The sequence below is a fragment of the Lysinibacillus sp. A1 genome (genome assembly GCF_000801965.1).
GTDB classification, from domain to species: Bacteria; Bacillota; Bacilli; order Bacillales_A; family Planococcaceae; genus Lysinibacillus; species Lysinibacillus fusiformis.
In genome coordinates this window covers 38,742-56,908 of sequence record NZ_JSZM01000009.1, presented here as the reverse complement: position 1 = coordinate 56,908, position 18,167 = coordinate 38,742, and the positions used below count along the sequence as shown (strand labels likewise).

13 protein-coding genes are annotated in these 18,167 nt (G+C 38.6%); 4 read left to right on the top strand and 9 right to left on the bottom strand.

Going from position 1 to position 18,167, the window contains the following annotated elements; all coding sequences use genetic code 11:
• The first annotated feature begins 70 nt into the window (after positions 1 to 70).
• Positions 71 to 1,432 carry an aspartate aminotransferase family protein gene (locus tag PI85_RS06620; protein WP_036124641.1) on the top strand — a complete coding sequence of 454 codons (1,362 nt, stop codon included), beginning with the start codon at positions 71 to 73 and terminating at the stop codon, positions 1,430 to 1,432.
• Between the two features lie 12 nt (positions 1,433 to 1,444).
• Positions 1,445 to 2,965: a CoA-acylating methylmalonate-semialdehyde dehydrogenase gene (locus tag PI85_RS06615; protein WP_036124639.1), complete on the top strand. Its 1,521-nt coding sequence runs from the start codon at positions 1,445 to 1,447 to the stop codon at positions 2,963 to 2,965.
• 96 nt (positions 2,966 to 3,061) lie between these two features.
• Here PI85_RS06615 and PI85_RS06610 read toward each other — a convergent pair whose 3' ends face one another.
• The 5 genes from PI85_RS06610 to PI85_RS06590 all read right to left on the bottom strand — a co-directional run bounded on the left by PI85_RS06610 (position 3,062) and on the right by PI85_RS06590 (position 6,327).
• Entirely contained in the window at positions 3,062 to 3,394 is a 333-nt protein-coding gene (locus PI85_RS06610; RefSeq protein WP_036124637.1) for a DUF378 domain-containing protein, read from the bottom strand.
• A 170-nt stretch (positions 3,395 to 3,564) separates the two neighbouring features.
• Positions 3,565 to 4,062: a methylated-DNA--[protein]-cysteine S-methyltransferase gene (locus tag PI85_RS06605; protein WP_036124635.1), complete on the bottom strand. Its 498-nt coding sequence runs from the start codon at positions 4,060 to 4,062 to the stop codon at positions 3,565 to 3,567.
• Complete coding sequence (locus PI85_RS06600; protein WP_036124633.1) at positions 4,049 to 4,963, bottom strand: DNA-3-methyladenine glycosylase; 915 nt, start codon at positions 4,961 to 4,963, stop codon at positions 4,049 to 4,051. Before PI85_RS06600 ends, PI85_RS06605 begins: the two co-directional genes overlap by 14 nt.
• 13 nt (positions 4,964 to 4,976) lie before the next feature.
• Positions 4,977 to 5,534, bottom strand: a complete 558-nt coding sequence (locus tag PI85_RS06595; RefSeq protein WP_036124631.1) for a bifunctional transcriptional activator/DNA repair enzyme AdaA — start codon at positions 5,532 to 5,534, stop codon at positions 4,977 to 4,979.
• Positions 5,535 to 5,559: 25 nt separating this feature from the next.
• Positions 5,560 to 6,327 (bottom strand): isocitrate lyase/phosphoenolpyruvate mutase family protein, encoded by a 768-nt coding sequence (locus PI85_RS06590; RefSeq protein ID WP_036124628.1) that lies wholly within the window; start codon positions 6,325 to 6,327, stop codon positions 5,560 to 5,562.
• Between the two features lie 193 nt (positions 6,328 to 6,520).
• On the opposite strand from PI85_RS06590, the gene PI85_RS06585 reads away from it, so the two are divergent.
• Positions 6,521 to 8,341, top strand: coding sequence for a diguanylate cyclase (locus PI85_RS06585; RefSeq protein WP_235318464.1), 1,821 nt, complete (start codon positions 6,521 to 6,523; stop codon positions 8,339 to 8,341).
• Between the two features lie 89 nt (positions 8,342 to 8,430).
• Here the strand turns inward: PI85_RS06585 and PI85_RS06580 are convergent, their stop codons facing one another.
• Entirely contained in the window at positions 8,431 to 9,729 is a 1,299-nt protein-coding gene (locus tag PI85_RS06580; RefSeq protein ID WP_036124626.1) for a nitrate/nitrite transporter, read from the bottom strand.
• 22 nt (positions 9,730 to 9,751) lie between these two features.
• A complete protein-coding gene (locus tag PI85_RS06575) occupies positions 9,752 to 11,785 on the bottom strand; it encodes a CocE/NonD family hydrolase (RefSeq protein WP_036124624.1) in 2,034 nt (677 codons plus the stop codon).
• Positions 11,786 to 12,072: 287 nt separating this feature from the next.
• Between PI85_RS06575 and PI85_RS06570 the strand changes: the two genes are divergently transcribed.
• Positions 12,073 to 12,756, top strand: a complete 684-nt coding sequence (locus tag PI85_RS06570) for a TetR/AcrR family transcriptional regulator (RefSeq protein WP_036124622.1) — start codon at positions 12,073 to 12,075, stop codon at positions 12,754 to 12,756.
• A 55-nt stretch (positions 12,757 to 12,811) separates the two neighbouring features.
• Here PI85_RS06570 and dinG read toward each other — a convergent pair whose 3' ends face one another.
• Together dinG and PI85_RS06560 are read right to left on the bottom strand one after the other, a co-directional pair.
• A complete protein-coding gene (gene dinG, locus PI85_RS06565) occupies positions 12,812 to 15,583 on the bottom strand; it encodes an ATP-dependent DNA helicase DinG (protein WP_036124621.1) in 2,772 nt (923 codons plus the stop codon).
• Between the two features lie 216 nt (positions 15,584 to 15,799).
• Entirely contained in the window at positions 15,800 to 17,923 is a 2,124-nt protein-coding gene (locus PI85_RS06560) for a 5'-nucleotidase C-terminal domain-containing protein (RefSeq protein ID WP_036124619.1), read from the bottom strand.
• Between the last annotated feature and the right edge of the window lie 244 nt (positions 17,924 to 18,167).

Sequence of the window (18,167 nt, the reverse complement as noted above, 5' to 3'; positions counted from 1 at the left end):
ATTTTTGTTGTCCACATCTGACCTAAGACGTATGCATGTTCTGCCATTATCTGTTTAAGGAGTGAATATAGTGACCAATGTAACAAGACCAAATTGGCAAGTCAAAGATGAACAATTTGTATGGCACTCCATGAAGCCATACAACCCAAAAGCAACGATGATTGTTCAATCTTCTAAGGGCGCATGGATTACTGACACTGAAGGAAAACGCTATTTAGATGCTATGGCAGGCTTATGGTGTGTAAATGTTGGCTATGGTCGAGAGGCAATTGCTAAAGTTGCTTATGATCAATTACTAGAAAATACGTATACACCGTTATCTGTCGGGCATATCCCTGCCATTCAATTAAGTGAAAAGATTAGTGAACTATTAGGAGATGATTATGTCGTCTTTTACTCGAACAGTGGTTCTGAAGCGAATGAAGCTGCCTTCAAAATCGCTCGACAATATCATCAACAAAAAGGACATGTCAATCGAACGAAGATTATTTCTCGTTATCGCGCTTATCATGGGAGCTCAATGGGGGCCTTAGCGGCAACTGGACAAGCTCAGCGAAAATACAAGTATGAGCCATTGGCACCTGGTTTTATCCATGTCACGCCACCTGATTCGTATCGTGCCAATGAAGACCATATTAAAAGTAAAGATCCATGTGCACTGCCATCCGTCCAAGCGATCGACCATGTCATGACTTGGGAAATGTCTGATTCTATTGCTGCTGTCATTATGGAGCCAATCATTACTGGCGGCGGTGTGATCATGCCCCATGAGAATTACTTACAAGGGGTTAAAGCAGTTTGTGAAAAACATGGTGCATTATTAATTGTGGATGAAGTGATTTGTGGCTTTGGGCGTACAGGGAAAGCTTTTGGTTTCCAAAACTACGGCATACAGCCTGATATTGTGACCATGGCTAAAGGCTTAACAAGCGCTTATATGCCACTATCTGCTACTGCTGTTCGACGTGAAATTTATGAGGCTTTTGCAGGGAATGATGATTATGATTTCTTCCGCCATGTTAATACTTTTGGTGGCTCGCCCGCTGCTTGTGCCGTGGCATTAAAAAATATTGAAATTATGGAAGAGGAAAATTTATTTAACTATTCCGCTACGTTAGGAGAAACGCTCCTTAAAACTTTACAAGAGCAATTAAAGGAACACCCATATGTCGGGGATATTCGTGGAAAAGGTCTTTTGATCGGTATAGAGCTTGTACAAGACAAGAAGAGCAAAGCCCCACTAGATGTCACACTCGTTAATAAAGTTATTGCGCAATGTAAGGAGCAGGGGCTAATTATTGGTAAGAACGGTGTAACTGTTGCAGGCTACAATAATGTTTTAACGCTATCTCCTCCACTAATCGTCTCCTCTGAGGAGATTGACTTCCTTGTGGAAAAATTCACCCAAGCCTTACATGCTATAAAATTGTAGGAGGACAGCTCAATGATAACGAATACGGATATTCAAGAATTAGGCCATTTTATGAATGGACAAACTGTTTTAGGAAAAAGTGGACATTTTTCTGATGTATATAATCCAAGCACAGGTTCTGTCATTGCGCGAGTTCCCCTAGCAACACAAGAAGAGGTAAAAGAAGCGATTAATGCTGCCCAAAAAGCATTCCCTGCATGGCGCGCATTATCCGTTGGGAAACGAGCAGAAATTATGCTCAAGTTTCGCCAATTACTAACAGACAATATGGATGAGCTCATCGATATGATTTGTAAGGAAAGCGGCAAAACCAAAGAAGATGCGAAGGGCGAAATTACACGTGGTTTAGAATCGGTTGATTTAGCCATCAATGCCCCACACTTTCTAAAAGGTGAGTATTCCGTTAATGTGGGTGGTCAAATTAATGCTTATTCCACAAAAGCACCATTAGGCGTAGTGGCTGCCATTTCACCATTTAACTTTCCTGTTATGGTCCCACTAGCCATTACAAGCATGGCTGTCGCAGTAGGAAACTGTGTCATTTTAAAGCCATCCGAGCGTGTCCCTTGTTCTGCGCTATATCTATCAGAGCTATGGACAAAAGCAGGCTTACCAGATGGTGTATGGACGGTCATTAACGGTGATAAAGATGCTGTCAATGAGCTGTTATCCAATCCACTAATTGAAGCAGTTTCCTTTGTAGGGTCCACTCCTGTTGCAGAAGCTATTTACGCCACGGCTTCTAAACATGGGAAACGTGTGACTGCGCTAGGCGGTGGGAAAAATAATATGGTTGTCATGCCAGACGCTGATTTAGAGCATGTCGCAAATGCCTTTTTAGGAGCAGCCTATGGGGCAGCTTCTCAACGGTGTATGGCGATTTCTACCATTATTCCTGTAAAGGAGGATACGGCGAATAAATTAGTCTCCATCCTAGCTGATAAAATTGCCAAATTAAAAGTGGGACCTTATACAGACCCCGACGTTGATTTCGGTCCAGTTATTACACAGCATTCGAAGGAAACGATTATTGGCTATATTGATCGTAGCCTACAGGAAGGCGCAACCATTGTTTGTGATGGACGACATCCGGAAATTGCCAAGCAATCAAAAGGGTTTTATCTAGGTCCTACTCTCCTCGATCATGTTAAACCAGGTATGGAAATTTATGAGCAGGAGGTTTTTGGGCCAGCCCGCAATATGGTTCGTGTGGATTCATTGGATGAAGCGATTGCTTTAATCAATGCCCATGAACTAGGTAATGGCGTGACAATTTTTACGAATGATGGTGCAGCTGCTCGTAAATTCACCACTGAAATTGAAGTAGGGATGGTTGGCGTGAACGTACCTATCCCCATTCCAGTAGGCTATCATAATTTTGGTGGCTGGAAACGCTCAAGATTTGGTGAGGGACATATGTTTGGACCAGATCAGGTACGCTTCTTTACAAAAACAAAGACCATTTCAGAAAAATGGATCACACAGGATCATGACACTACATCATCCTTTGCCTTCCCAAGCAATCAAGCATAAAGTTAACTTGCGTAGTCATCGAATGGACTACGCGAGTTTTCCCCTATTTGAAAAAAACTGATGAACCAAATATGGCCACCAGTTTTTATCAAAAGCTTACATATTGTCTTTCTTCTCCACTTTTTTCACTTCAGTTGTCTTCTTTACTTCAGTGAAATCCGCTTCTTCCCCAGCCTCCATGCCATAGCTAGGATTTCGATCGATACGCGTATAAGTATCTATGTCTTCCTCGTCTTCAAATCGCTTCACCAAAATTGGTAAAGTAATTAAACCAGCGATTCCGACTAGTGCGTAAATCCATCGCGATAAAACCGCTGTTTGCCCGCCAAATAAATAAGCCACTAAATCAAACCTAAAGAATCCAATGAGTCCCCAGTTGATTGCCCCTATAATGACTAACACTAATGCGATTCTATAGAGCACGCTCATGAGTACACCTCCTTTATCATTTTTACTCCTAGCTAATTTTTTTAGCAGAGAGGTGTCATAAGAAGCGATAAAATGATAAAGACTAGTCATTAAAACCGCCATATTGACGGTCTTATTTTTTGCAATAACCTCTTTTTTATACAGGAGGTGGCCAGATGGACTAGGTGTAATTAGCCTTTTTTGGCATTGCCCTTTAATTGATGAGATTGTTCATGTTGAAGGAGCCATTCTTTACGCCACATTCCACCACCATATCCAGTCAAAGATCCGTTAGAACCAATAATTCGATGACAAGGAACGACGATACTAATATTATTTTTACCATTGGCACTACCAACTGCTCTCACTGCCTTTTCATTGTGAATAGCCACAGCAATATCTTTATAGGAAGCTGTTTCACCGTAGCCTACGCTAGGTAAAGCATGCCAAACGGCTTGTTGGAAGTCTGTCCCTTTAAAAACATAGGGAAAAGAAAACTCATGTCGTTCCCCACTAAAATATTCATGTATTTGCTTTGCACATTCTAGGAGCACTGCTGGTGTGTCTTGTTGAGGAACATGGATGAGCTCTTCTCGTTCTGCAAAATTAATGCCAGCAATTGCTTCTTCATGTCCTTCGATTTCAATGATGCCAATCGGTGATTGATAATCTAATTTAAACTGTTTCATATAATGACCTCCATAAGTAAAAGGTGGCATAAGCCTGCCATCCTTGCCAATGTTGCGAATAGTGGGTGATCTCCTCAATCGTAGGTTTTCGTTTTAAACCTAATTGCCTTTTTAGAGCATTATGTAGACCCACATCTGCTATGGGGAATGCGGATAGCTCTTGGAAAGATTTCATTAGCACATAATCAGCCGTCCATGCCCCAATGCCCCGAATAGCCATTAAACTGTTTTTCATGTCCTCATAGTCCTTTTTTTGGCGCAGCATTTCCTTTGTCAATTGGCCGCTCGCTATACATTTCGCAATATCAATGATGTACTCTGCTTTTCTTTGCGTAAACTGAAGGTTCCTTAAATCCTCCACTTGGATAGTAGCGATTTTTTCAGGTGTTGGAAATAACCAGTGGCTTTCCCCTTCAAAGGTAACACTTTCTCCAAATTGTTCAACGAAGCGCTTTTTAAGTGTATAGGCAAACGTTAAATTAATTTGCTGTCCAATAATAGCCCACACGAGAGCCTCGAATAAGTCAGGTATTCCCAATAAACGTAATCCTCTATATTTTTCTGTCAATGGCAGTAAAATATTATCCTTGTTAGCCATCTGATAAAAACAAGCCAAATCCGTTTCTAAATCAAACCATTCTATAAGATAGCGGACAATTCCTTCTCTGTCATGGAGTGATGGCTGATTCATCGGAAATTCTACTTTCATTTTATAAGCTTGCTCACTTATTCTACATACAATTAGCTGATCCTTTATTTTTAGTAATTTAAAGAGAACATCCTCTTTTATTTGGTGGAGAATTTCTTGATTGGATCGTTTTAAAAACATCCAACACTCTGTAAAATTAAATTCCGCTGGAGGTTCGATTTCCACATAATGAGCGTGATTCATCCAGTTCATAGCCTACCCCTTTCTATGAAAGATTACGAAATTCTGTGGGCGAGCAATTTTTTAATCGTCGAAACACTTTATAGAAGTTAGACGGACTTTGAAACCCAGCTTTATAGCAAATATCCAAATTTGTATAGTCTGTATGTTTTAAAAGGTGGGCCGCCTTATCAATTCTTATTTTTTCAAGGTAGGCTCGAGGCGTCTCCGCTGTCACTTGTTTAAATAGTCGCTCAAGATGGAATGGACTAATACCAACATGCTCTGCCATATCCTGCAAGGTTACCTTTTGTTTATACGCACTAATGATAAAAGCTGTTACCTGTTGAATCAATTGTGTGTGTGGTGAACATTCGATTTCAGGCTGACATCGTTTACAAGCACGATAGCCCGCTGTCTCGACTTCTTGAATAGATTCATAAAAATCAACATTCATCTTTTTTGGCTTTCTTGATTTACAGGAAGGACGGCAATAAATTTTAGTCGTTTTAACCGCCGTATAAAATAGTCCATCATAGGTTTGATCACAGGCTATAATCTTTTCCCACTTCTCCTCAAAGGATAAATGGATTGCATTATCCATGAATGGCTCACCTCATTTTCATAGATTACACATATAAAGAAGAAGTATCTTGGTCTTTCACTAATTGTGCAGTATGCGCTGTCAAATAGGCAATGATTTTATCCGAAAGTGCATTGCCAAAACTCATGCGTCTTACCCCTAATTCTTTTAATGTTTGGCAATTTGTTAAACCTGGTAAAGAAAGTAGATTAATCGGTGCATCCACATTGCTTGTGATAGCTCTTATTTCATCTACATCTGTTAAGCCTGGGATAAAAACACCACTTGCTCCGCTCTCGACATAAGCCATTGCTCTAGTCATCGTTTCTTGATAAGGCTGTTCAACTTGAAAATACGTATCTGTTCTAGCATTAATAAAAAAATTTTGATAACCACGATTATCTAACATAGACCTCATATTTGTAAGCAAATGACAGTGTTCTGTAAGACTTCTTAAGCCTACTTGATGTTTGAATGAATCTTCAATATTAATTCCAGCTACTCCAACATCAGCAGTCCTTAACACATTGTCAATAATGCATTGTTCATCATGACCATATCCCGCTTCAATATCCGCTGATACGGGGATATTTACTTGCTCTGTTATAGCTTGAATAATGGCCAAATGACGCTGAAAATCAATCAGTTCCCCGTCTGCATGGCCTAGTGAATTCGCAATCCCCCAGCTAGTTGTACCAATCGCCTGAAAACCTGCTTTTTCTAATATGAGCGCTGATAACACATCCCAAGCATTCCCTAAAAATAAAAGCTCCTGCGAGTCATGTAAATCATTAAATTTCTGAATGTTTGACATATTGAAAGCCTCCTATCATTTACTAGCCTCATATTATCAGGAAGTTCCCATTTATTTCGTCCTCAATCTTGCTGTTATAGTCTATAATAAGGAGGTATCAATTAACTTAAATTTCCGAAAAGAGAAAATTAAACAAATGTTGTAGCTATTTAACTTCACCTAGTAACGGTAGAATGGGAGCAATGAATTTTTGATGAAAAACAAAAGGATCAGAAAAACCCTGTTATTGATTTGTTTTACCCTTTCTTTTATCATCCTTATACCTCCTGTAAGTGCTATGAGCCCAACAGATGAGCTAGTAGAACCTATTATAGTAGGAGAGCATTATGAAATTTTTCGAGATCCATCAAAAAAGGTCCCTATTGAAGATATATTGAACGGCACTTATGACCATCTCTTTGTGGCCAGCAATCAACCCTATCCATTCTTTTGGCATACTCAAGATACCATTTGGTTACGCTTATCTATGGACAAGATTTTATTAGATAAAGGGGAACCTTATTGGCTAGAGGTGACAGATAAATTAGATAGCATTGAGTTGTTCTCAGTAAAAGCGGATGGCTCCTATGATGTGCAACGAAGAGGCATTGCTAATCTAGGGGAACAATCACTTCCATCTCGTTCTAATTTATTTCACATCCACGACCCTTCTACTCAAGAAATTTTTATTAAGCTAGATGGTGCATTACCACTAAGTATTACCTCCTTTTTATATACCGAAATAAGTTTTACAAATAAGATGAGTGAATATAAATTTTTAACTGGCATTTTCTATGGTTTTTTATCAGCTCTATTAATTTATAACTTATTTTTATTTTTTTCATTGAAAGATAAAGCTTACTTTTTCTATGTTTTATATATGCTAAGTTTTATTTTCTATCAAGCAACGTTAAATTCGCTAGACATAGAATTATTGGGCAATTGGTTGTCACAAGAATTTTTTATTAAATCATTAACCATTAGCGGCAATCTACTGCTTTTATTTATGCTCCTATTTTGTCTTCAGTTTTTGGAGTTGAAAAAATTTCTACCGTCATTCCATACAATCGGAAAACTACTTTTATGGATCACCATCTGTTCTTTAATGGCATCTTTTATTCTTTCTGACGTTGCATTTATCAATAATTTCACAACTACCTTTGCGGTAGTAGTCTTTATCTTTCTATGGCTATCTGGCATTTTCGTTTTCAGAAAAGGGCAAAAGATGGCTCGATACTATATCATTGGCTGGACAGTTTTACTAAGCTCCATCATTGTTCAAGCGCTGGCGTTTTTAAGTATTATTCCATTCCATCCACGAGTTTTTGAGGAAGTACCAGCCATTGGTGCTATTTTTGAATCCATTTTTTTATCTTTAGCATTGGGCGATAAAATCAACATTATTAAAAAAGAACATCAACTCATGCAAGAAACATTAAATGAAACATTAGAATATAAAGTTCAAGAACGGACAAAAGAGCTTGAATCAGCCAAGCTTGAGCTTGAAGCATTAGCAAACACAGACCGACTCACTCAAATACCAAATCGTGTACGCTTAGATGACGTATTAGAAAAAGAATTTGAACAAGCTACAGAAAATGGCACACCCCTATCGATTATCTTGTTGGATATTGATCATTTTAAAGCTGTGAATGATGAATTCGGACATCAAGTGGGTGATCTTGTGTTACGTCATGCAGCAGACATTTTGAAAAATCACGTACGAGTAGAAGACATCGTGGGTAGATGGGGCGGCGAGGAATTTTTAGTTGTTTGTCCACACACTCGCTTAAAGGATGCTGTGCAACTGTCTGAAAATCTACGACAGCAGCTTGAACAACATTCATTTCCAGTTGTTCATCAAAAAACGAGTAGCTTTGGTGTAACAAGCTTTGTCATTGGCGATACGATTCATTCCTTATTATCAAGATGTGATAAAGCTTTATATCAAGCAAAGGAATATGGTAGAAACCGTGTGGAATTTTTACAGAATGATAAAAATTCAGAGACTAATCAAGAGGCATCCACCCTGTGATTCTCTTGACGAAAAAGATGACTTCGGCTTATACCAAAGTCATCTTTTATTTCATTGGAAGACGTTCTATGAATTTTTTTGAAGCTAAATTAAGTAAGTACTTGTTCCTTCGCAAGCCTTCTTTGCAATGCAATCTCCTTGCGTTTTTCTTTCGTTACACGTTGCCAAATGACTACTGTAACGAATCCAATTATAGCTAAACCTAATAATATACCAAAGAATACTTTATAGCCTGCTGTGCCACCCCAATAATCTAAACAAGCGCCTGCAATGATTGGCATAAAGATTTCCCCACTATAGCCAATAATCATTAGCGGCATGGATACTGTTCCTGTTGATTCAACAGGATAATCTCCTTCTACTAAAATAGCAAAATGCATTGCCTGCAAAGCATACATGGATGTATAAATAATCCCAATAAATATTAAGAGCATCAGGATAAAGGAAGCTTTGCCTGGTAATAAGATGAGTCCCACTAAGCCTAGTGCTAATAATATATAGCCGATTAACACCATATTAGACACACCTATCCGGTCACCAATAATGCCTGCACTAAAACTGCCGATTGGTCGACAATACTGAGAAAAGTAACCTAAAGCAGCAGCAATTAACGTAGATGCACCAAATGCGGCTGTTGCATAAGGTGTGATGTAATAATAGCTAATGATCATCGCATAAGACGTAAAAATAAGAATAGTTGCCAGCCAAGTTGTTGGCATCTTTAATACTTTCCAAAGGACGGCCCAATCAAATGATTTACTACCATCTTTATGCTCACTAGCTACAGTCCCTTGATCGGGGTCTTTATAAAGCATCATAATCATGAATCCTAACAAAAGACAAATGACAGAATACACTGTAATAACCGCTGAGAGCGCCATTTTATCACTCATATGCTTCGCAAAAAAAGCAAATATCCCTAAAATCACAGCAGATTGAATAATATTGGTTACGCCACGGCCACCTTCAAAAAATCCAAAAGCTTTTCCTTGTTCATTTTCAGAACCTAAAGAACGTACTGCTTTTACTAGCGCTCCCCAAAATGTCATAATGGACGTGATTCCCCAAGCAGCATGGATGAGGAGAAGCACTGGATATGGTGGATACAGTAATAATGTAAAACCTAATAGCCCTGTGGCCACTAGAGAAATAGTTAATAAATATTTTGTTTTCCAACGATCTGCACAAAATCCTCCAAAAATATAAGAAATTAAACAACAAACACCATATGCACTACCAAGTGTCCCCATTTGAGTATTCGTCAAATGAAATGCATCGAGAAAGACATCATAATAGTAATTTCTAAAATACGGTAATGCATAAATTAATGCACCTGAAACAGCTAAAATAACTAAAGTAGCTGTATTCTTTTTTAACTTAGCTTCCATATATTTACCCCTTATATGTTATTTACAAGCCATGACGTTTAATTTTTTGATCCCATTCCTTATGGAAGACCTGTTTGTCATTTTCTTTGATCGCCATTTCCCCAACAATTTGGAAGTTCTCTAGAGTAGATGTTTTAGTAACCGTAATATCGGCATCAATCCACCAACCCTCACGACCTATTTTCATTTTTTGATAGATTGTATACTGAGCTGACAATGGATCAGCATTCGTTAAGGTTAATTCCCGCTTCAAATTATGTTCTACCGTGACATCAATGTCATCAAAGCGATATATCCCTTCACCAAAAACGCCTCCAACCCCATCTGTAATACATGTCCATGTATCTGTTAAAATATCGTATGAAATAGAACGATCCACTCTTCCTTCTTGGAGTGTTGTGATAGGTGTTAATGGTGCACTTTCAGGATTCATATTGGGTCCAGCTATTTGATGTCCATGGTAGGTTGGCAATGTGAAAGTAGCTGTTTCAAGATTTAATGTTAATGTAGCATCTTCTGGCATCGGCCAAAACATAGGCCAAAATGTTGTGGCTAATGATAAGCGTAAACGGTGCCCTGCTTTAAATTGATGTCCGCAGCAATCTAATTGCACAAAGGCTTTCACTTTTTCACCAGGAGTTAACAGTTCTACATGGTCATGACCATTCAAATGTGTTAAATTCATCACCCCATAGGATACACGAGTAACAGCTCCATTTGGTGCTACGTCTGACAACTGCGCAAATAGCATTGCATGTTGTTTATCACTCATTAATTCCACTTCAAACTTCGGATAACCCACAATCTCTAGTGGATTCTCTAGCATGTCCGTTTCAAAAACCATAGCCATCCCATCATCAACTCGTTGATCTGCTGAACTTTCGCCAAGTACTCCAGCACCCATCCATTCTCCCGATAATAGACCGTGATTTTGTGGTGTTTTTAATTGCACCTGTTCTTGTTGATCACTACGTTGCTCTACTAATTTTCCATGTGTCAGTTGATACGCCTTCGTTTGTACCTCTTCTGCTGTTGGCCATGATTCCAGTCCAACCCAATAGCCATGGCTAACTGGTTTCTTAACAGATGGTTCCATGCTTTCTTCAACCCAAACATTCACCATTGGTCCATCCATTACATCATTGTCAATTCCTTTTAACCAATGATCCCACCATTTCACAGCCTCTTGTAAAAAGCCCATTGCTGGACCAGGAACTCCATCATGTGGGTAAACATGTGCCCATGGGCCAATAATGCCTTTTCTAGGAACAGAAAGCCCTTCCATTAAACTTAAGACTGTGTTCGTATAGGAATCTTCCCAACCATCTAGTGCAAAAACAGGGATTTCAATGTCATCGTAATTCTCACAAACTGAACCATGCTTCCAGTAGTCATCTCTTGTTTGATGCTCCATCCACTGCGCCATCCATAAAGGCATATTTTCTAAGCGCTCCATCCATTTCTCACGCCAGCAATCCCCAACAATATGAGGATCAATTGGACGGAGTTGATACGCTAACATAATAGCGCCCCACCAGAAGTTATCATTTAATAAACAACCACCCTTATAGTGAATGTCATTGTTATAGCGATCATCCGTGAAGCCTACTGTAATAATCGCCTTTAATGCCTTTGGTCTGCGAGCAGCTACTTGCAGAGAATTAAATCCGCCCCATGATTTCCCCATCATCCCTATATTGCCATCACACCAGCTTTGATTAGCGATCCATTCAATGACTTCAAGCGCATCATCCTGCTCTTGCTTTAAATACTCATCTTTTAATAAGCCATCTGACTCACCAGAACCTCGCATATCTACTCGTACAACAGCATAGCCATGTCCAGCAAAATACCCGTGCATAGGCTCATCTCTCGCTCTCGTTCCATCTGTTTTGCGATAAGGAATATACTCCAGAATAGCCGGTACTTTTTGTCCTGCCGCCACGGTCGGTAACCAAATTCGACTAGAAAGCTTTGTGCCGTCTGCTAATTCAATCCATGTGTTTTCAATCGTTTCATATGTACACTCAAATTGTGTCACAATTTTTTTACTCATTGAATAAATCCTCCCCTTGTGTTTGAACTTTTTGTCCTTGCATCCACTTCGTCTAATTATTTCGAATCTTAATTATTTAGTAATCATGATTATAAAATAATTGTGATTAGTATATCATCTGAAAATCCAATGTACAACACTGAAAATGCTAAAAGCTAATGCTATAATGGGAGATGGAAGTAAAAATTGTTATGCTATAATAAGGTTAAATTAGCTTATAAAATGATAAATATATGAATTAAACTAATAATTTTACATGACCATTGTACGTCGGGGGGGCTATTACTTTGAAAAAAAAGGAAATACAAAGGAGTCGTATGTGGAAATACTTTGTAGACGCCACAGCGGAAATTATTGAAGAAGAAGGAATGGAAAATGTCACGATTAGAAAGGTTGCCGATAAGGCTGGTTATAACAGTGCAACCATTTACAATTATTTTTCAGAAATCTCTCATCTCCTCTTTTTTGCATCGATGAGATGCATGCAAGATTATACGAACGAAGTTGCTCGTTACATAGAAAGAGGCAAGGACCCTATTGATAAATATTTATTAGCTTGGGAATGTTTTTGCCAGTACTCCTTCAAACAGCCACAAATTTTTCATGCCGTCTTTATTATGGATTTAGGGGAAACACCAGAAAAACTATTGGAAAATTATTACAACTTTTATCCTAATGATTTAATTAATATTCCTGAAGATTTAAAGACTATACTGTTTCAGCACAGCCTGACAAAACGGGGGCGTTCTATGTTAGAGATCGCTTTAAAAGAAGGCTATTTAACTGAGGGTAATGTGGATGCCATTAATGAAATCACCCTCTTAATTTGGCAAGGTATGTTTACTAACCTTTTAAATAATCGAAAAAGCTATGATGCCCAACAAGCAACAAAAATCGTTATGAGCTATATTACTAAGATTGTTCGAAATGCCAATCTTTTTGATGAGGAACATAACAACCAACAGTTATAAATCTATTGGTAACCACTTAAAAACCCCTTTTAGCTCATGCTAAAAGGGGTAATTTCTATTTTTGCCAATGATTCAGTTCTTTTAATAATTCGGGTAGCTGCAATTTCTTTACATCGATTGGCGGTAATGCTTTAATAAATTCTTTCCCATAGGATTTGCTAGTTATTCGACGGTCTAGGACGATAAATGCGCCTTTATCCTGAGAGGAACGAATTAAGCGACCAAAGCCCTGCTTAAAGCGCATAATAGCCTCGGGCAATGACAACTCTGTGAAGGAATTGCGTCCTTGTGCGGTAAGATGCTTAGCTCTCGCCTTAAAGACAGGCTCTTCTGGTGAAGAGAATGGCAGCCGTACAACGATAACAGAGGCAAGAGCATCTCCAGGAACATCGACACCCTCCCAGAAACTGTTTGTTCCAAAAAGAACAGCGTGGCTAAATTTTTGAAATGATTTCAGAATGCGCATACGGCTACCACCTGTAACACCTTGCGCAAAAAGCATATAATCATCTAAAAGTTCACTATCTTGAATGAGCTCGACTGTTTTCCGCAGCATATCCTGAGCTGTAAAGAGCACAAAGCAACGACCTTCCGTCATTCTAACAGTCCTCGTAATCGCATGAGCAACTGCCTCAATATATTCTTCTTGGCTGACATGCTGAATGTCTGGCATATCCGTGACAATAAATGCCTTTGCACCTGCGTAATAGGCTGGCGGTGCCTGTAGTTTTATCACTTCAACGCTATCAGAAATTCCTAATTGTCGTGTAACAAAACGCTCATTGCCTGGTACCGTTAATGTACCTGATGTCCATACAATGCTCGCTTGCTTACGAAGAGGTGCTAGCACTTGTTCAATAATCGGTGTGACATTGGCTGGCTTCTTAAAAACATGTAAACTGCCAGGAACACTTCGAACATCGAATTCTAGCCAAACCGAACTTCCATCATGCGATGACAGGAAAATGTCTTCCCACTCTGCAATTTTAATTTTCACTTCTCGAATCCAATAATGCCATTCGGATAAAATATACCTATCATTTTTATCTAATTGCTCAATATTATTTTCAAATGCTTGAGCTGCTTCAGTCGCAAGATCAAGCCATTGCTGCGTTAATTTACTTACTTGTAAAAATGACTCTTTGGCAAGCGTTACATCCTCTATAAATAAGGTACACTTACTACTAGCTCGCTTGCCTTTCATCTGTTGTTGCATGCTTTGTGCAGCTCGTTGAATGGTCTCATCAAATGCACGCTGTAACCGTATAAATTGAGCATCCAGTCGCTGTAAGCTTTGCATGGACACACGTTGTTTCTTCTTCGCCGCTTCACAAAAAAGTTGATAAAGTGCTGTGTCTTCCATTGTGCCAATTTGACCAAAAATATATTTCCATTGCGTATAGGAGAAGACTATTTCATCCTGTTGCATCGCAGCCTGTATAAATTGATGTGCCTCATCAATGACCCAGCCATCTATTTGTGTAAATATCGGTGTTTGACGAACTAAATCACTTAACACCATAGCATGATTTGTCACGATACAGTCAGCAAATGCGCTGTTCTTTAGCGCTTGTTCATAGAAATCAAAGCCTTTAGATGGTTTGTCATTTGGTATTTTGCGGATTTTCTCTAAGAACAGTTGTCCCCCACCTGAAACATTCAGCTCACTTAACACACCGGTCTCTGTTTTCGTCAGCCAAACGAGAATCTGTAAAATAGAAAACGTATCATCATAGGATTCGTCCGCATATGCCATGGATTGTTCAAAACGATCTAGATCAATATAATGCTGCATCCCCTTGAGTACACAAATATTTACTTTTGTTCCCAAGATTTTTTCTATCTTTGGTAGCTCCTCCTCTACAAGCTGTTCTTGCAGATAGGATGTATAGGTACTGATGGCGATTTTTTTATGGACAGTACGAGCATATACGATGGCTGGCAGTAAATATCCCGCCGTTTTGCCAATTCCCGTAGAGGCTTCAATTACACATTCCTTTTGCTCATGTAGAGCTTGCCAAATCGTATCCATCATCTTGAATTGAGCTGGACGTTCCTCAAAATTCGGGAGGGCCTTTGTCATTAATGCCGTTTTATCAGCCACCGTTTGCGGATAATCAATTGTCTCTGATGCATGGTCATGTTTATTACGACCATTACAAATCGCAAAATTCCGGTAATAATGCACATTCTCATTGCTTGTTTTATGTTGACGTTTTATTTGTAAGGCCTCGAAAAAAAGCTGAGAAATATTCGATTTTAAGCGAAATGAACGCTTATGCATTTGTTCTAATGTTAATTGAGGAAGATTTAAAAGCTCTTTCCAACAACATTTGAACAGCTCAGCAGTAGCACGAGCATCGTCGTCCGCTCGATGTGCATTGGCCAACTCTATATTTAATTCTGCTGCCAAGTCACCTAGCTTAAAGCCGAGTGACATCGGAAACAAAATTTTTGCCAGCTCTACTGTATCCATTTTTTTACCTTGCCATTTTGGAAGGCCAGCCCGTTTAAATTCCGCTTGTAAAAATGATAAGTCAAAATCCGCATTATGGGCTACAAATACACAATCAGCCAGTAGCTCATATATGTAATCCGCATGTTCTTCAAAAGGGTATGAATCCTTAACATCCTCATTTGTTATATGCGTTAAATCTTGAATGAACGATGGAATGGCTTTTCCCGGGTTAATAAATTTCGTATAGGTATGCTCAATTTCCCAATCCTTCATAATAACAATGGCAATTTGAATCATCCGGTCCCCATTTGCTGGTGAATGACCCGTTGTCTCCAAATCCACAATGGCATATTTTTGACTTTCCATCATACATCTCAACTCACAGTTCACATTAGATAAGAAGAATTTTATCATATATTTGGTTCAGCGGCATCCTTTCTCCCCTATATGCCGTCTAATATTCAATCCCTTTTGCTGCCGTACAATAAAAAAACCGCAACCTCAGGGTTATCCTTAAGGTTGCGGAAATAGCGATGTGACATACTTTAAAGCGAATGTCGTTTGTAAGCTATTCTTTTGAAGGTATTATTGCTTTTTAGCAACATCAACAATACGACCTTCTGCTGTTGTTTTCACTTCTTTTAATGATAGTAATTGCTCTTGTAGGTTTTCCCAATCAGATAAGCCTAAATCTGTTACACGACCTTCTTCATATGCTTTAGCAAACATATCAAAGCCGTCTCCACCTTTAGCAGTGAAGGCATTTGTTGCCACTGTATATGTTTTACCATCTTCTAGTGCAACATACTTACCAGTTGCTTTATCTAAATATTCGATTGAAACAACACGTGAGCCTGCTTCTTTTGATGAATCATATTGTAATTTCGCTCCACCAATGTGTAGGAAACCACCATTTTCTTTTGGTGCATTTTTCAAGGAAACTTCAAATGCTGCTTTAAGCTCAGCTCCTGTAGCATCCATTAATGCTAATGTGTTACCGAATGGTAATACTGTAATCACTTGTCCAACAGTTATATTGCCAGCTGGGATCGCTGCACGAATACCACCACCGTTTTGTAGTGCCATGACAACTGTTTTATCTGTATATTTTTGCGCTTTTGCCAACATACCATCTGTAATGATATTACCTAGAGCTGTTTCATTGCTACGTACACTTTCTAAGTTTGTTTCAGTTGCACGTGGATTTGCTAACTCCTGAGTAATTTTCACACCGATTTCTTTGTTGTTGACTTCATCAATTTTTGCTTTATATGGCGCTAGTAATTTTACTAATGCTGCATCTTCAGCAACTTTACCAAGGTCGATTAATTCGCCACCATACTTAGTGACAACACCTTTGCCATCAAATGTTACATCCAATGTTCCTAAATATTTTACATATTCATTAGCTTGTACGATTAATGTTGCATCTTTTGCTTCGCCTACAGTATTTGTATCTACAACAAATGGCTCGTCTAATTTTGTATGGTCATGTCCACCTACAATTATATCGATTCCTGGTACGTTTTTAGCTAGTAAAATATCATTATCTACATTTGGATTATCATTGTAACCAATATGTGTTAAAGCGATAATTTTATTAACGCCCATACCCTCAAATGCAGCTACTGCCTTTTTCGCTTCTTCAATATAGTTAGTAAATTTCACTTTACCTGGAGAAGCAATATCCAAAGTTTCTTCTGTTGTTAAACCGAAAATACCGACTTTTTCTCCATCAATTTCTTTTACAATACCTGAATAGATTTTACCGTTTTCAGGCTCACTTGAAACTAAATCTGTAAATAAGCCTGTAAATTTATCATCCGCTGAGAAATCTGTATTGGCACCCACAAATGGGAATTTAGCACCTTTAACAAAGTCTGCAAGTGCTTGATGTCCTTCAGGCGATGAACCTAAATCAAATTCATGGTTACCAAATACCATAGCATCAAAGCCAATTTCATTTAATAGCGCTAAATCTGCTTGACCATGGAATTCGTTGAAGTATAAAGTACCGCTAAATGCATCGCCAGCATGTAATGTTAAAACATTTTTCTTTGTTTCACGTTGCTCTTTTACAGCAGTTGCTAGTTTCGGTAATTCATTTGCGCGAGCATGTGTATCATTCACATGTAGAACTGATAATGTAAATGCATCTTCCGGTTTTTCAGGCGTTTCTGTGTTTAATTTTGTGAGAGCTTCTGCAATCAATGTTGCTAGTTGTCCACGTGTTACGCTTTTACTAGCTTCGTGATTTTTAGCACCTTCTAATTCTGGTAAGTTAGGAATAGATGATAAGATTTTTGCCAAATCACCATGTGTAATCGTTTGGTTTGGACGGAATGTGTTGTCTCCATAGCCTGAAACAACTTTTAATCCTACTAATGCAGCGATTGGACCGTAATACGTATTAGCTGTATCAATATCCTTAAAGTTTGGATTTACAACTTCTTTCGTGTCTAGCTTTAATGCGCCTGCAATCATTTTTGCAGCTTGCCCACGTGTGACATTTGTATCAGGTTTGAATGTACCATCTGGGAATCCACTAATAATACCTGCCGCATAAAGTGTCGAAATGCCCTTATAATCTGCATGACTTTCCTTTACATCCGAAAATGGACTAGCTGCTGATGCTGGTGCTGCTGCTACCGCTGTGATAGCCAATGCTGCTGCAGTAGCTGTTAAAAATTTGTTACGTTTATTTTCCATTACAAATGATACCTCCACTAGTAAAATGATGTACTAACAACTAAATTCTACATAAATATCTCATAAAATACTAGAACATTTGTAAAATTTTAATTTCACAAACTAGTTTAATAGTTAGAAAAACAAAATTTTACCAGTACTTTTGTAGTAGTTTTAACCACATAAAAAAGGAGGATGGCTATTCGGCTACACTAATTGAGCCTTGCCATCCTCCTATTTAATTCAATTTCCAGCAACTTTCCTC

What these genes read in the sequence shown, in the direction of transcription:
- PI85_RS06615 (WP_036124639.1), top strand. Translation starts at nt 1,445, where the DNA reads ATGATAACGAATACGGATATTCAAGAATTAGGCCATTTTATGAATGGA.
- PI85_RS06610 (WP_036124637.1), bottom strand. Translation starts at nt 3,394, where the DNA reads ATGAGCGTGCTCTATAGAATCGCATTAGTGTTAGTCATTATAGGGGCA.
- PI85_RS06605 (WP_036124635.1), bottom strand. Translation starts at nt 4,062, where the DNA reads ATGAAACAGTTTAAATTAGATTATCAATCACCGATTGGCATCATTGAA.
- PI85_RS06600 (WP_036124633.1), bottom strand. Translation starts at nt 4,963, where the DNA reads ATGAACTGGATGAATCACGCTCATTATGTGGAAATCGAACCTCCAGCG.
- PI85_RS06595 (WP_036124631.1), bottom strand. Translation starts at nt 5,534, where the DNA reads ATGGATAATGCAATCCATTTATCCTTTGAGGAGAAGTGGGAAAAGATT.
- PI85_RS06590 (WP_036124628.1), bottom strand. Translation starts at nt 6,327, where the DNA reads ATGTCAAACATTCAGAAATTTAATGATTTACATGACTCGCAGGAGCTT.
- PI85_RS06585 (WP_235318464.1), top strand. Translation starts at nt 6,521, where the DNA reads ATGAAAAACAAAAGGATCAGAAAAACCCTGTTATTGATTTGTTTTACC.
- PI85_RS06580 (WP_036124626.1), bottom strand. Translation starts at nt 9,729, where the DNA reads ATGGAAGCTAAGTTAAAAAAGAATACAGCTACTTTAGTTATTTTAGCT.
- PI85_RS06575 (WP_036124624.1), bottom strand. Translation starts at nt 11,785, where the DNA reads ATGAGTAAAAAAATTGTGACACAATTTGAGTGTACATATGAAACGATT.
- dinG (WP_036124621.1), bottom strand. Translation starts at nt 15,583, where the DNA reads ATGATGGAAAGTCAAAAATATGCCATTGTGGATTTGGAGACAACGGGT.
- PI85_RS06560 (WP_036124619.1), bottom strand. Translation starts at nt 17,923, where the DNA reads ATGGAAAATAAACGTAACAAATTTTTAACAGCTACTGCAGCAGCATTG.